Source organism: Meiothermus sp. Pnk-1 (genome assembly GCF_003226535.1).
In the GTDB taxonomy this organism is placed as follows: domain Bacteria; phylum Deinococcota; class Deinococci; order Deinococcales; family Thermaceae; genus Allomeiothermus.
Genome location: NZ_QKOB01000003.1, coordinates 304,095 through 318,535, shown reverse-complemented (window position 1 = coordinate 318,535; position 14,441 = coordinate 304,095). Strand labels below are relative to the sequence as shown.

Sequence of the window (14,441 nt, the reverse complement as noted above, 5' to 3'; positions counted from 1 at the left end):
GGCATGGCCAGGGTCGTACATCCCCCCCGCAACGCTCCCCCTCTGTGGAAGAACGAGGGCGTGCGCTGGCTGGTGTTCGCCGTGGTGGCCCTGAGCCTGTGGGAAGTAGGGGCGCGGCTGTACAACTCGCCCTTCCTCCTGCCCGCTCCCTCGCGCATCCTCGAGGAGTTCCTCAAGACCCCCGCCCTGGTGCTGGGGCATGCCTGGATCACCGCCCAGGAGATCGTGCTGGGCTTCCTGCTGGGTGCTTTGGTCGCGCACTTGGCCGCGCTGCTCTTGATCGTGCTGCCGGAGTGGCTCGAGGACTTCATCTTCCGCGCCGTCTCCACGCTCAACTCCATCCCCTTCGTGGCGTTGGCGAGCCTGGTGGTGGTGTGGCTGGGGGTCAACGGCATCGGCTCGAAGGTGGTGATCGCGGCGCTGTACGCCTTCTTCGCCTTGGTCTACTTCGTGCACAAGGGGATGGTCTCCACCGACGCGACCAAGGAGGAGCTGCTCACCTCCTACAGCGCGAGCTTCGTGCAGCGGGTGCGCTACCTGAAGCTGCCCTTCGCGCTGCCCATCATCTTCACCAGCCTCAAGGGGGCGGCCATGGCGGCGGTGAACGGGGCCATCGTGGGCGAGCTGTTCGGGGCTTTTCAGGGTTTGGGGTTCATGATCCTCGACTCGCGCTACGTGGGCAACACGGCGCGGGTCTTCCTGGCGGCGGTGTTCTGCACGGTGGTGGGCTGGCTCTTGCTGGGGGTGCTCACGGCGCTCGAGCGGCGCTTCGTGGGATGGCACCTCGAAATGACCCGGAAGGGTTGAAGCGGCTTATGGGCTTATTCAGGAGGAGGTCGGCATGAGGAAGACGGCGGCATTCGCGGTGCTGGCATCGGGGCTACTGGCGGGGGGGCTTTGGGGCACGGCCCAGGGCAACCTGACCAAGGCCACCATCATCGAGTCGTGGTTCATCCACGCCGAGTCCATCGGCGACCCTGTGGCCGTGGACAAGGGCTTCTACAAGGAGGCGGGCCTGGACGTGACGGTGGTGTCGGGCGGCCCCGGGCTCTCGCCCATCGACCGGGTGATGGCCGAGGCCAAAGCGGGCAAGCTGGTGCTGGGCATCGACTACCCCTACAACCTGCTCGAGGCCCGTCAGAAGCAGAAGCTGCCCTTGGTGATCGTGGCCGCCGACTTCCAGGAATCGGCCATGCGTATCCTCTCCTGGCAGCCCATCGCCAAGCCCGCCGACATCAAGGGCACCTTTGCGACCTGGATCGGCTACGACAAGCCCATCAAGGCCGTGTTGGGCAAGGGCTGGGAGAAGCAGATTCAAGTCGTCAACCAGCAGGGTGACCCCGCCACGTTGGGTGGCTGGCTCGCCAAGCAGTACCCCTTCGCCTCGGCCATGATCTACAACGAGGTCATGGTGGCCGAGAAACAGGCGAAGGAGAAGTACTACGTCTACAGCTACAAGGACTTCGGCGTGGACTGGCCGGAGAACGTGCTCTTCACCACCGAGGACGTGCTCAAGAAGTACCCGGGCGAGGTCAGGAAGTTCGTGCAGGCCCGCTACAAGGGCTTCCGCTACGCGCTGGACAACCCTGAGGAGGCTGGCAAAATTCTCGCCAAGTACAACCCCAACCTCGACATCCCCTTCGAGCTCGCAGGCCTCGAGCAGATCAGTAAGATCATGGTCACGCCCGACACCCAGAAGAACGGGCTCGGCTACGTCAACACCGCCAAGCTGCAGAAGATGGCCCAGCAACTCCAGGCCGCCGGCCTGCTCAGCAGCGCCTCCCTCGCCGGCTTCGTCAACGCCATCCCGAGCGGGGTGAAATAAAACCCTATGCTCGCCCGTCTGCGCTCGCCCAACCTCGTTCCCATGCTGGTGGTGGCCCTGGTCATCGCGGCGCTGTACTACCCGCTGATGCTCGTCGCTAACCTCCCAGTGGCCCAGCGGGCGCTCGACAGCGGCGCGGCGCTGCCGTGCGGCTCAGCCCTGGAGTGCGCTACCCAACTGCGCAGCCCCGTGCTGCCCTCGCCGCAGCAGCTATGGAAGGGCTTTGCCAACCTGCTCTTCCCGCTCAATTCGCCCAACGCCATTCCCCTCAACGCGGCGGTGACCACGCTCGAGACCCTGGTGGGTCTCTTGCTGGCGGCGGCGGTGGGCTTTTTCTTCGCCATCGGGCTCGTGGCCTCGAGGGCCTTCGAGCGCTCGCTCTTGCCCTGGATCGTGGCCTCACAGACCGTGCCCATCATCGCCATTGCGCCCATGCTGGTGGTGCTGTTGGGCCAGTATGGGGTGCAGGGCTGGATCCCCAAGGCCATCATCGCCGCCTACATCGCCTTTTTCCCCATCACCATTGGCGTGGCCAAGGGCCTCAAGAGCCCCGACCCCCTCTCGCTCGACCTGATGAAGACCTACAACGCCAGTGGCTGGCAGACCTACCTCAAGTTGCGTTTTCCGGCTTCCATTCCCTACCTCTTCACCGCCTTCAAGGTGGCCATGGCCGCCGCTTTGATCGGGGCCATCGTGGCGGAGATTTCCACCATCAGCTTTCAGGGCATCGGCAAGATGCTCGCGGAGAACTCCCGTGCTTCTGACGTGGTGGCGACCTGGGTCATCATGATCGCCTCGGCGGCGCTGGGCATTCTGTTGGTGGCGCTGGTGGGGTGGCTCGAGCGGGTGGTGACGCCATGGAAGCGCTGAAGGTGAGGCGCCCCTCGCCCGCGGCCCGCCCCCTGCCCTGGCTCGGTGTCGCGGCGGTGGGGCTGGGCTTTGCCCTGCTGGCCTTGTTCATCTGGAGCTGGTGGAACCGCAGCGACCTCGCGGGGGCGGGCCAGAAATGGCTGATCCTGGCGGGTTTCGCGGCGGCGGCTTACGGGGTGGCCCGGGTGGCCAACTTCCTCGCCGCCGTCCACACCGGTCCGCTCGTCGGCTTCATCCCGGCTGGGCTCACCCTGGCCCTGGTGCTCTTGACGGTCGAGGCCCTGCTGCGAGCCTACCAGGTGCCCGCGGGCCTGATCCCCACCCCCACGCGGGTCTTGGCCACGCTGTGGGCCACGCGCGACGTGCTGTTGCAAGACGCCTACCAGACGGTAGTGCTCGAGGCCTTCACCGGCTACCTCGTCGGCTGCGGCTTGGGTGTGGCGACCGCGCTGCTGGTGAGTCGCTTCGTCTTCCTCGAGCGCGGCTTCTTGCCCTACGCCACCGCTTTCTCGAGCATTCCCATCGTGGCGCTGGCCCCGGTGCTGGTGAAGATGATGGGGCTGGAGTGGCCCTCCAAGGCCGCCATCGTCGCCATCACGGTGTTCTTTCCTGTCGTGGTCAATACCTTCCGCGGCCTCACCGAGGTCAGCCCGCTTTCCCTCGAGCTCATGCGCTCCTACGCGGCGGGCGAGGCCCAGCAGTACCGCTTCTTGCGCATCCCCAACGCCCTGCCCTTCGTCTTCAACGCCCTCAAGCTGGGCACCACCCTGGCCATGATCGGCTCCATCGTGGGCGAGTTCTTCGGCGCGGGGGGGCAGGGGCTGGGCTTCCGCATCCAGATCGAGGCCGGGCGCTTCGGCTTCGACATCGTGTGGTCGGCCATCATCGTGGCCTCGGTCATCGGCATCGCCTGGTACGGCCTGGTGGCCTGGCTCGAGCGCCGGCTCACCGCTTGGCACGTCTCGTTCAGGGAGGGGTGAAACTCGGAAGACTCAGGCTAGCTGGGCATGGTTCAAGGGCATACAGGAGGTCAGAGGATGAGAAAGTGGACGGTTGTACTGGCGGTTTTGGTCATGGGGCTGGCGTCGCTGGGGATGGCCCAGCAAAACCTGATCAAGGTCAACCTTCAGCTCAAGTGGTTCCCGCAGGCGCAGTTTGCCGGGTACTTCGTGGCCAAGGAGCGTGGCTTTTTTAGAGAAGAAGGCTTGGATGTGACCCTGCTGCCCGTGGGAGATCAATCGCCCATCCAGGTGGTGCAGTCGGGAGCGGCGGATTTCGGTACCACGTGGATTGCCGACTTGCTTACCGCTCGGGAGAAGGGCATTCCCGTAGTCCTCATCGCCCAGATGTTCCAGCGTTCGGGCTTCACGCTGGTGGCCCTTAAGTCCACCGGGATCAAGGATCTGTGTAAGGATATGAAGGGCAAGAGCGTGGGGGTGTGGCCTTCAGGGAACGAATACCCGGCGGTGGCCCTCTTCCGCAAGTGCGGCCTGACCAGCTCTCTCGACGCTAAAGTTAGCAATCCGGATGTAATCGCAGTCTCCTACCCCTTTGACCCAGCGTTGGTGTTTCCGGGTCGGGTGCAGTTGGTCTCGGCCATGACCTATAACGAGGTCGACCAGATCGCCGGGCTGGGCTACGACGAGACCAAGGTGGACGTGTTCAAGTTGGCCGACTACGGCATCAACCTGCTCGAGGACAACATCTTCACCACCGAACGGGTGCTCAATACCCCCAACTTCAAGAACTCCGGGCTCTCGGGCCGCGAGGTGGCAGCCCGGCTGATCCGGGCCAGCCTCAAGGGCTGGGACTGGGCGGTGAAAAACCAGGCCGAAACCGTAGAGAAATACGTGTTACCATTCTGCGGCAACACCTGCAAGGGCAGTGGCACCCGCGCCGACGCCAAGAGCCACCAGACTTGGCAGATGGCCGAGATCGCCAAGCTCTACAACGCCGGGGCCACCACCAAGGGCTGGGCTGGGTTCTTAGTCCCGGCTGACTATCAGGCCTCGGTCAGGTTGCTCAAGGAGCAGGGCATCCTCACCAAGGACCCACCGCGCCAGACCGTGGACTACGGTCCCTGGGAGCGGGCCACGGGTAAGAAGGCCGCCGATTATAAGTAAGGCGTAGACCCAGTGCAAGGCCGACCCCGACGACGGGTCGGCCTTGTGGTTTGGGTAGCATCCCCTGGGACAAAGTTCCACCGAAGACTATATAGAATGAATCGAGCGGACCCGTGGGGCCAAAATGGCCCCAGCCCAGGCCGCCCCACAGGAGGGTTTGATATGCTCGTGCGTGACTGGATGACGCCTAACCCGGTATCGGTCAGTCCCGATACTCCCGTGCTGGATGCCCTCAAATTGCTCAAGGAACGCTCTTTCCGACGCCTACCGGTGATGGATGGGCAAAACCTGGTGGGAATCGTGACCGATAAAGACCTCAAGGACGCGATGCCCTCCAAGGCCACCACGCTCTCGGTGTGGGAGCTGAACTACCTGCTAGCCAAGCTCACCGTCCACGAAGTGATGGCCAAGCCGGTGATCACCATCGAGGCTGACCAGCCGCTCGAGGACGCTGCTTTGCTCATGCAAGAGCACAAGGTGGGAGGGCTGCCGGTGATGGAGGGAGGTCAACTGGTAGGGATGATCACCGTCACCGACGTGCTGCGGGCGTTTACCGAGGTGCTGGGGCTGCGTTCGGGAGGGGTGCGGATTACCTTAGAGATTCCCGATGTGCCCGGGGCCCTCGCCAAAGCTGCTGGGGCAGTTCCTCCAAGCAATATCGTGTCGGTGGCCACTGTAGCCCACGAAGGCGGCAAGCAACGTATGGTTCTGCGCGTTACTGGGGAGGGTACCGCAGGGGTGGCCGACCGGCTTCGGGCGGCAGGGGAGAACGTGCTGGACGTGAGGGGGTAGCTTTTTAGCGCCTCCAAATCCCTACTGATCCTGGAATTCGCCACTTACGCCCTCGAGCACCATGATGTCCCCGCGCTCGAGGGTATAGCGGACCTTTTTGCCCTGCACGGTGCCGTCCTTGCTTACGCTTTTGACCGGATTTCCGAAGAGAAAAGCTAGCCCTTCCTTCTCGCGCACGATGGCCGACTGGGCGGTGGTGGTGCGGTCGCCCTGTACCAGCTTGAGGTCTCCCTGGAGCAGCAAGGTTTCCTCGTCCACGTCGTAGGTAAGGGTCTTAGACTCGCCGGTGAGGGGTTTTTCCCCCTGGCGCTCGAGCCGGATCGGCCCGGTCAGGGTAGCCTGGCCGGACTCGTTGTCGTACTCAAGAGCGCTGCCAAAGGCCTTGCTCTTGCCTTGGTCGACCTCTACGCTATCAGGCGTGGACCGGCTCGAGAGGGAAAGCGCCAGGGTGTTCTCATCTACCGATGCGCTGCCGTCGGACAGCCGCACAAACTCCTGTACTCCCTTCTCCACCAGCGCGAGCGGCCCATAGGCGGTGGCGTCTTCGCCGAACCGGACCGAGACCCGGTTGGGAGGCCGGTCCGATAGCACGATGCGGGCGTAGGACTTCCCCTCATCGGCTTTGGCCTCGGGCGCTTTGTCCAAGAGCAACAACCGCATCCCGTAGGGGTGATTCTCCTCGTCGGTGTTGTCCTTGTTGTAGGCCACCTCCACCCAAGCTCCTGGCTTGAGTTCGTCGCGAGGGATTGGGCTCCGGTTCCTTAGCAGGCGGCTTTCTTTATCCAGCCAGTAGGTTCTGCCGTCTTCCAAGGTGAGCAGGGTTTCGCTCACAGTTTTGATCCTGCCGGTGGCGATATCACCGTAATCGATGTAAAAGACCCCCTCGCTGCTCCTGACCTGCGCGACCACCTTTTTATTGTTCTTCTTGCGGATGATCTCGGCGGTGCGGGCGGCGCTTTCCTGAGCAAGAATGCTGGCCCCTAACAACAGGGCCAGCAGGATAATCCACAGCCGTTTCATCGCTTTGCGGTCACTTTTCACCCGTTCGTTTGAAATCGGCGGCGGGCAGCTGGTAGGGCTTGGTGTAGTTGACCACGATGTGCTTGTTTACGTTGTGTTGCAGGGTGGGCCCGGTAATGACCAACCCTTCTTTCTTGTTTTCGCTGCGGGCATTGCCGGTGATAAACGCAATCCCGGTCTTGTCGTCGTACGACAGGCTGGCTCCGGTGGTGGTGATATTGCCGTCAACCAGGGTGACTCCACCGGTAGCGATAAGCCGCTTGTCCTCGGTGAGGCTACGGACCTCCTTGGCCCGGATGATCAGGTCGCCATCGCTGCGGTGGCGGACGAGGGCTACTTGGTCCTTGTCGGTGAAGACCGCCAGACCCCGCTTCTCCTCGTAGTAGACGGTGTCGGACTTGCCCTCCTGGCGGCCGTTCTTGAGCGAGACATTGCCCTCGCTGGTGGAGATGTCGGTGTCCACGTCAAAGGTCATCTTGTTGGCGGTGACCTCCACCGGGTCGGCGTCTTTGTCCTTGGGTTCCTGGCGCATCCTGGCTGGGCCTTCCAGCACGCCCTGGCCGGTCTTTTCGCTGTAGACCAGCTTGGGGCCGGTGGCGGTCATACGGTCGCGTTTGACGGTGATGTTGTCCTGAAAGGTAGCGGTGCGCTCGCCCTTGGACTCGTCCAGGGTTTTGCCCGGAGGGGCCTCGAGGATGGCTTTTGAAGAGGTGATCTGTAGGTCCTTGACCCTGCCCACTACTCCGCCGGGTTTGGGATTCTCAAAAGTGAGAGGGCCGGTGCGCGGGTTGCCCGAGACCGTACCCCCGTTGGGGCTGTCGATGGTGATGATGCGCACGTTGTTGCTTTGGGCGGTGACGAGCGTCAAGCAAAGCAGCGAAAGGGTAGCGATTCGTTTCATGTTAGCCTCCATCTTTAATCGTGCAGGGCGGGGTTTGCCCCGGGGGATAGTCGTAGAACTTCCAAGCCGGGTCTCCCCAGCGGATCTGCTCGATGGCGAAGTCGCTGGTGAAATTGACCCCGCTGGCACTATAGGTTGGCGAGGAGATCCGCACCCTAGGAGCGGCGAAGCCTGAGCGTTGATCAATGCTGACGGGGGGACCTCCGGGTTCACCCAGCTCCACCTTGAGGCACCCCTTGAGAATCTCTACCGTGGCGTAAGGAGCCCGCAGGTTGTCGTTGCGGTCGATCGTGACCTCGGGGGCAGAAAGCCGCAGGTCGAGGCGGTTCCCCACATAGCGGGCGGCTTCCTCGAGCCCGGTTACCTTCGACTCGCGGCTGCCCGGGTCTTGCACCACCTCTTTGGCCCGGAAGCGCCACTTGGCCTGGGGGTCTTGTTCGGGGTAGAGGGTCAGCGAGACGTTTTCGAGGTGCACGCCCTGAGGGGGGATGGGGGGTTTAGGTACGGGTCGGGTGGCGAAGAACACCGACAAACCCAGCACCACTCCCAGCACGATCAGCGCGTAGCGAACCATCGTCCTTCACCGTAGCCGGAGGGGTACTTAGAAGAGTGAAGCAAGGCCAGCTGCCCGCTGCCGAAGGCTAGACGACGCGATTTCTGGCTTCTGGAGGAGGGGCGTTGCACAGATTTCCCCTTGCCTCGAGCTAAGCTTCGCTTCACCGGGTGCAAATAATTTAGCCTCCCAACACGTCGCGAGTGCTCCCTCGAGCTCGCCAGTTGCGCAGGTCTTTGCGCAGGCGCAAGGCTTTTTTCACCGGATCATACAGCGGGGAGAGGGGAAGGTCATATGCCGGAAAGCGCACCCGTACCCCACCAAAGCCTTCTTTGAAGCGGTCGATCCCTGCTGCGTGCGAGCCCTGAGAGTTGGCCGAGATTCCCCACAGGTCGTAGATGCGGTAGCCGTGCTCGATGCCCCAGCGGATAGCCCCCCAGTGCATCCCGTTGGGGGCCTTGGCCTCAGGGTGTTCCCGGGTGGATCCGCCGTAGAGGTAGTCTACCCGCCCGGCGAAAGCCACGAATAACCCTGCTGCCAAGGCTTTGCCCCCTTGCCGCGAGATCGAGATAAAGGCTTTCCCCTCGGGCTGGTTCATCTGCTGCAAAACGGTGCGGTAGTAGTCTTCGGAGTGCTGCATCAGTTTGGCCCGCCGGTTGGTTTCGACGAAGAGCCTCCAAAACTCCTCGAACGCCTCCGCTCCCTCGATGCGGGTTGCCACCCGCTTCTCGGCCAGCTTGGTGTTGCGCTTATGCATGCTGCTCATGCGGGCGAGCAGCGTTTCGGGGCCGGCGGTGAGATCGAGCCAGATGGAGTATTCGGGTTGTATGGTCTCTTCCTGGATCAAGCCCGGCCAGCGGGGAGTGGCTTCGGTAGCAGGTTGGCCGGTTTCGGGCTCGAGCTTGAGGTACACCGCCCGCTCTGCCCGGGCTTTCAGCGCCTCGGCCACGCGGGGTAGGTCGGAGAGGTCGGCCAAAGCCGGACCTCGCGGGGCATAGAGCATCGAGAGCGGCCCGGCGTAGCCCTTGCGTAGGAGTTGGGCCGCCGCGATTAGCCGTTCCCCCTCATAGACCGCCACCCGCTCCGCCTTCCAGCCGGAGAGCTTTTTTACCTCGCCCCAACCCCACGACTGCAACGCGCTGGTGATGGGCAGGGAAGCCACCATCAAGTTCCAGCGGGTGGGGTCGGTGATGATTTCTAAACGCAACACGCCCACCAACATACCAGGCCGGGCGGTCTGGCTGATCAAGTCGCGTCGGGGGGCGTCGGAGAAACGCTGTACAGTTGCTCCTCGAGGTCGTCCAGCAGCCGCACGTACGCCTTGAGCCCTCCGACCTTGGCCAAGACCTTGTCCGAGCCGCCCAAGCCTCGCTCTTTGGCCTCTGGGGTGTCGAGGATGTCCAAAGGCTGCATGGCCTCGAGCCCCTTTTGGGTATATACGTGCAGGAGATAGTAGCAAACATCGGCGTGGGGGTGATCCCAAAGGCCATGCATGCAGGCTGTGGCCCGCTCGGAGCGCTTCAAGAGAGGCCAGCCGTAGCCTAAGTGGCCAATCAAATCGAAGAGGTCTACCCGGTCCCCAGCGCCCGACCATTCGCGCAGCCGTTCGAGCTGTTCTTCGCCCCACCCTTTGTTCTTTAGCGAGCGCAGCAGGGCTTCGCGGCTTTTGCGGTGGCACCAGAGTTCGCGGAAGCGCTCCTCCTCGGGAAGGCTATCGCGCAACTGAGGGGTGGCATCTTCCAAGGTGGTCAGCACCGATTTCCCCGGCAGCACCACCCCTCGCTGGGAGAGAATGGCCCCCACCGTCTCCCGCAGGGCCTTGTTGGTTACCGGTTTCTTCAGAAAGGCCTCGGCCCCTACGAACTTGGCGTGGTTCTCGAGGTCGGGCGAACCCCCGCTGATGACCACTACCGGCACTGCCTTCAGCCGCACCACGTTCTTAACGCGGTTGACCAGGCTGATCCCGTCTAGATCCGGCAAGGCCACATCCACGATGATCAAATCGGGCGTGTGCTCACGGAGGAACTTGAGCGCCTCCGCGGCCGAGCCCGCCTCCACGATCTGGTGCCCGGTGGCCGAAAGCAGCACGTCCAGCAGGTGTCGGAGGCTGGGATCATCGTCTACCACAAGGACCTGTGCCATCCCCTCTATGATGCCACGGACTCCGGTGCCTGGGGGTTGAAATCCAAAAATCAGCCCGGTGCTTTCCCCGACCGCAAACCCTATACTAAAGCCCATGATGCGCGTGGCGTTTCAGGGCACCGAGGGAGCTTTCAGCGAAGAGGCTTTGCTCAAGACCTTCCCCGAGGCCATTCCGGTGGGCCTACCCACCTTTCACCAGGTCTTTTCCGCAGTGACCGCCGGTGAGGTCGAGTACGGGGTAGTCCCGGTGGAAAACACCACCGCCGGGATCATCAACCAGACCTACGACCTGCTCCTCGAGACCGACCTGCACGTGATCGGTGAGATCGTGCTGAAGGTCGAACACTGCTTGCTGGCTCCCAAGGGCACGACCCTCGAGTCCATCCGCAAGGTCAAGAGCCATCCCCAGGGTCTGGCCCAGTGCGACGGGTTCATCGCCCGCTACAAGCTCGAGGGAATCCCGGTCTACGATACGGCTGGGGCGGCCCGTGAGCTGGCCGAGCATCCCGAACCGGGCATGGCTGCCATCGCCTCGCGTCGGGCTGCCGAGCGTTATGGGCTCCAAGTGCTGATGGAGGGTATCCAGGACTTCACCGGGAACTACACGCGCTTTTTTGTGCTCTCCCGCCATGATGAGCCGCGCCGGGAAGGCCCTTACAAAACTTCGGTGGTCTTCACCACCCGCCACCGCCCCGGCGAGCTGCTGGCCGCGTTGCAAGCTTTCGCCGACCAAGGGATCAACTTGGTCAAGCTCGAATCGCGCCCCCGTCGCGACCCCGACAAGCCCTTTAGCCCCATTTTCTATGTGGATTTCGAAGGCCACGCCGAAGACCCCGGCCCCTCGCAAGCGCTTCTAGCTCTTTTACGCCGGGCTTCCTTCGTCAAGGTGCTGGGTTCGTACCCGGCGGTCTCGAGCTGGGGGTTGTTGTCGAAATAAAGCTTTCCCAAGATTTCCTCACCCAACCGCCCTATAGTGGGAGCTCGGAGATCGGCTTCGGGCCGATTCAAGGATCATGCGTCTCAGCAGAGTGTTTCTGGGGCTAATGCTGCTAGCCGTCCTGGCCGGGGCAGCGTGGGCTTATCGATTGTTGCACGCGGTTTCGGGGGGAGCCCCTCCCGCTGAGCTGATCAGGGTGGTGCGCGATCCCGAGGGGTTTTTCCCCCGCAACCGGGTCAACGTGCTGATCGTGGGCAAGGACTATAACTACACCCGACAAGACATTGCCTACAGTAAAAACGCCCGCTCCGACACCATCATGCTGCTCTCGCTGGATCTGCAAAGTGGCAGTGCCGCGGCAGTATCGGTGCCGCGCGACACCTATGTGCAGGCTACGGACGGCATCGAGGGTAAAATCAACGGCACGTTTGCCCGTGGGGGGGTCGAGCTGTTGAAACAGACCCTCGAGCGCACCTTCGGTGTCCACATCGACCACTACGTGATACTCAAGGATACCGCGGTCAAGCACATCGTGGATGCTCTGGGTGGGGTTTGGGTTGAAACCATCGACGCCATGCGCTACGACGATAGCTGGGGCCACCTGCACATCGATCTACCCAAAGGGCGGCAGTTCATCAACGGAGAACAAGCGGTAGGCTTCGTGCGCTTCCGAAAGTCCAACCAAGGCGCCCCACCCAGCAAGGAAGAAGGTGACATTCGCCGCACCGAGCGCCAGCAACAGTTGTTGCGGGCAATGGCCGAACAAGCCTTGCAACCGAGCAACCTGTTGCGCCTGGACCAGATCGTCAACGTGGCCCTGGGCGAGATCGAAACCGACCTCTCGCGGCCCCAGATGATGGCCATCGCCGCCCGGATGGGGCGCCAAAGCCTGAACAACCTGCGCACCGCTACCTTGCCAGGCACCGGCGGAACCTATGGTGGGGTTTACCTCTACTACCTCGACCGTGAAAAAGCGCAAGCCTTGGTGGATTGGCTTATCAAAGGGGACCCCACGGCGGGGAATCGATTGGTGGAAGTCAGCGTTTTGAACGCCAGCGATAGGGGCGGGGTGGCACGGGCGACGGCAGGTTTGCTGCGGCAGCAGGGGTTCAGCATCCAGCGCGCCGATACCGCCCGCGAACGCCAGGAAACTTCCACCTTGATCTATAAGCAGGCGGCCCTCGAGCCCCAAGCCAGAACCATCCAGCAGCTTTTACATATCCCGAAACTCGAGAAAAACCCCGATTACCCGGTGGGGGGAGATGTGGTGTTGCTGGTAGGCAACGACTTGAGCGCGGCGATGCTCGAGCGCTGGGCAAACCAGTAATACCGAAGCCCGGTCACCCCTCGTAGGGAGAAGTACGTACTAGGACGCATGACCATCCCGCCCAAGGCGTTCCATCAGGGGCGCGCGAAATCCCGGCTGCGACACGGATCCTGCTGGAGGGGGCTTATCCGGGCTGTACGCTTCCAACCTGGCGCGGGGCGTATGGCCCGCCGAGGGTAACCATACCCCAGTCCTACCCTGCTGGTAGTACGTCCCACATCATACGTCGTACGTCATACGTCATACGTCGTACGTCGTACGTCGTACGAAGGGGATTGGTCCCTCGGGTGTACGGCGGTACGCCGTCCCTTTTTTTTTAGCGTCTGGCGTTTTGCGTATAGCGTACGACCCACGACGTCAACAAATGACCTGCGCGCTAAGACGTAATTCCTGCCATCAGGAGCCCCAGTTTCTCCTCGGTAGCCTCCTTGGGGGTGAGTTCGCCCATAATCCGGCCCTCGTACATCACCAGGATACGATCGGCCAAGGATAGGACCTCGTTCAAATCTGCCGAGACTAACAGTACCCCCATCCCTTGATCGCGGGCCGCCACGATGTTTTCGTGGATGAACTCGATCGCCCCGATATCCACTCCCCGGGTAGGCTGGGCGGCGATGAGGACTTTGGGCTTGCGGGAAAGCTCCCGACCCACGATGATCTTCTGGGCGTTCCCCCCCGAGTAGCGGCGAGCCTCGAGCGCGGTGCTGCGGGGCCGCACGTCAAAAGCTTCCACCACTGCCTCGGCGTGCTCTTCCACCGCTGCCTCGTCGATGAACCCCAGGAAACCGGCGTAGGGTTTGCGGTAGTGGTCGCCCAAGATCAGGTTCTCTCGGGTTGAGAAATCAAGCACCAATCCCCGTGCGTTACGGTCCTCGGGGATGTGGGAGAGCCCCCATTCCCGCACCACCCGGGCCTTGGGAGGAAGGGGCGTGCCGCCATAGAGGACGGTGCCTTTGTAGGGCCTGAGCCCAGTGATGGCCTCGACCAGCTCACTTTGGCCGTTTCCCTCCACCCCGGCGATACCCACGATCTCCCCGGCCCTCACCTGGAAGCCGATGTTCTTGATGCTGTGTTTGGGGTTTTTGGAGTCCACTACCAAATCTTTGGCCTCGAGCACCACCTCTTTAGGGGTGGCTTCTTTTTTGTTCACGGTGAGGATCACTTCTCGACCCACCATCATCCGGGCCAGCTCACGGACGGTGGTGTCTTTGGTGTTAACGGTGCCCACCACCCGGCCATCGCGGATCACCGTGACCCGGTCTGAAACCTGGATCACCTCCCCTAGCTTGTGGCTGATAAAGATCACTGCTCCACCCCCTGCGACGAATTTGCGCAGAAAGCGAAACAGGTCCTCGGCCTCCTGGGGGGTGAGCACGGCGGTGGGCTCGTCGAGGATGAGGATCTTGGCGTGGCGGTAGATGGCCTTGAGGATCTCCACCCGCTGCTGGAGGCCTACCGGCAGGTCTTCGACCTTGGCATCGAGCTCGAGCTCGAACTCGAGCTCTTGCAACAGCGCCGATACCTGTGCCCGGGCCTGGGTTAGGTTGATCTGCCCCTTCGTGCCGGGCTCCGAGCCCAGGATCACGTTCTCCAGCACGGTGAAGGGGTCTACCAGCATGAAGTGCTGGTGGACCATCCCCACACCCCGCGCTATTGCGTCGGAAGGTCCTTTCGCATCTACCTTTTCGCCGTCGATCCAGATTTCCCCTGCATCCGGCTTGACCAGCCCGTAGACGATCTTCATCAGGGTGCTTTTACCCGCGCCGTTCTCCCCCACGATGGCGAGCACCTCACCCCAGCGCAGGTCGAGGCTGATGCGGTCGTTGGCGAGCACCAGCGGGTAACGTTTGGTGATGCCTTTGAGCTCGAGGGCAGTAGGGTTTTTCGGAGATGGGATCGGGCCGGATACCGGATCGCTCATGCCCTAATTCTAAACGCCCCGAGGAAGACC

Annotated in this window: 14 protein-coding genes; 8 read left to right on the top strand and 6 right to left on the bottom strand. The window is 62.5% G+C overall.

Annotated features, from left to right (window positions below):
- Nucleotides 1-3 precede the first annotated feature (3 nt).
- From DNA98_RS06340 to DNA98_RS06315, 6 genes are all read left to right on the top strand, one after another.
- Nucleotides 4-807: an ABC transporter permease gene (locus tag DNA98_RS06340; RefSeq protein WP_110527813.1), complete on the top strand. Its 804-nt coding sequence runs from the start codon at nt 4-6 to the stop codon at nt 805-807.
- A 34-nt stretch (nt 808-841) separates the two neighbouring features.
- Nucleotides 842-1,825, top strand: a complete 984-nt coding sequence (locus tag DNA98_RS06335; protein ID WP_110527810.1) for an ABC transporter substrate-binding protein — start codon at nt 842-844, stop codon at nt 1,823-1,825.
- A gap of 6 nt (nt 1,826-1,831) precedes the next feature.
- On the top strand, nt 1,832-2,695 hold the full coding sequence (locus tag DNA98_RS06330) for an ABC transporter permease (protein ID WP_110527807.1): 864 nt from the start codon (nt 1,832-1,834) through the stop codon (nt 2,693-2,695).
- Nucleotides 2,683-3,675: an ABC transporter permease gene (locus DNA98_RS06325; protein WP_110527804.1), complete on the top strand. Its 993-nt coding sequence runs from the start codon at nt 2,683-2,685 to the stop codon at nt 3,673-3,675. The genes DNA98_RS06330 and DNA98_RS06325 overlap by 13 nt, the downstream gene beginning before the upstream one ends.
- A 57-nt stretch (nt 3,676-3,732) precedes the next feature.
- Nucleotides 3,733-4,818 (top strand): ABC transporter substrate-binding protein, encoded by a 1,086-nt coding sequence (locus tag DNA98_RS06320; RefSeq protein ID WP_110527801.1) that lies wholly within the window; start codon nt 3,733-3,735, stop codon nt 4,816-4,818.
- Between the two features lie 162 nt (nt 4,819-4,980).
- A complete protein-coding gene (locus DNA98_RS06315; protein WP_110527798.1) occupies nt 4,981-5,610 on the top strand; it encodes a CBS and ACT domain-containing protein in 630 nt (209 codons plus the stop codon).
- A gap of 21 nt (nt 5,611-5,631) precedes the next feature.
- Here the strand turns inward: DNA98_RS06315 and DNA98_RS06310 are convergent, their stop codons facing one another.
- The 5 genes from DNA98_RS06310 to DNA98_RS06290 form a co-directional block, all read right to left on the bottom strand.
- Complete coding sequence (locus tag DNA98_RS06310; protein ID WP_110527795.1) at nt 5,632-6,630, bottom strand: hypothetical protein; 999 nt, start codon at nt 6,628-6,630, stop codon at nt 5,632-5,634.
- A 10-nt stretch (nt 6,631-6,640) separates the two neighbouring features.
- Nucleotides 6,641-7,531, bottom strand: coding sequence for an LptA/OstA family protein (locus DNA98_RS06305; RefSeq protein ID WP_110527792.1), 891 nt, complete (start codon nt 7,529-7,531; stop codon nt 6,641-6,643).
- A 1-nt stretch (nt 7,532) separates the two neighbouring features.
- A complete protein-coding gene (locus DNA98_RS06300; RefSeq protein WP_110527789.1) occupies nt 7,533-8,105 on the bottom strand; it encodes a hypothetical protein in 573 nt (190 codons plus the stop codon).
- A 160-nt stretch (nt 8,106-8,265) separates the two neighbouring features.
- Nucleotides 8,266-9,294: a lipid II:glycine glycyltransferase FemX gene (locus DNA98_RS06295; protein WP_370444433.1), complete on the bottom strand. Its 1,029-nt coding sequence runs from the start codon at nt 9,292-9,294 to the stop codon at nt 8,266-8,268.
- A gap of 35 nt (nt 9,295-9,329) precedes the next feature.
- The gene (locus DNA98_RS06290) at nt 9,330-10,226 is read right to left on the bottom strand and encodes a response regulator (RefSeq protein ID WP_158531613.1); all 897 of its coding nucleotides are present in this window, start codon (nt 10,224-10,226) and stop codon (nt 9,330-9,332) included.
- A 97-nt stretch (nt 10,227-10,323) separates the two neighbouring features.
- Here DNA98_RS06290 and pheA point away from each other — a divergent pair, with 97 nt between their 5' ends.
- Together pheA and DNA98_RS06280 are read left to right on the top strand one after the other, a co-directional pair.
- The gene (gene pheA, locus DNA98_RS06285) at nt 10,324-11,163 is read left to right on the top strand and encodes a prephenate dehydratase (protein ID WP_110528334.1); all 840 of its coding nucleotides are present in this window, start codon (nt 10,324-10,326) and stop codon (nt 11,161-11,163) included.
- A 76-nt stretch (nt 11,164-11,239) separates the two neighbouring features.
- Nucleotides 11,240-12,490 (top strand): LCP family protein, encoded by a 1,251-nt coding sequence (locus DNA98_RS06280; protein WP_110527780.1) that lies wholly within the window; start codon nt 11,240-11,242, stop codon nt 12,488-12,490.
- A 376-nt stretch (nt 12,491-12,866) separates the two neighbouring features.
- Here the strand turns inward: DNA98_RS06280 and DNA98_RS06275 are convergent, their stop codons facing one another.
- The gene (locus DNA98_RS06275; protein WP_110527778.1) at nt 12,867-14,411 is read right to left on the bottom strand and encodes an ABC transporter ATP-binding protein; all 1,545 of its coding nucleotides are present in this window, start codon (nt 14,409-14,411) and stop codon (nt 12,867-12,869) included.
- Nucleotides 14,412-14,441 lie beyond the last annotated feature (30 nt).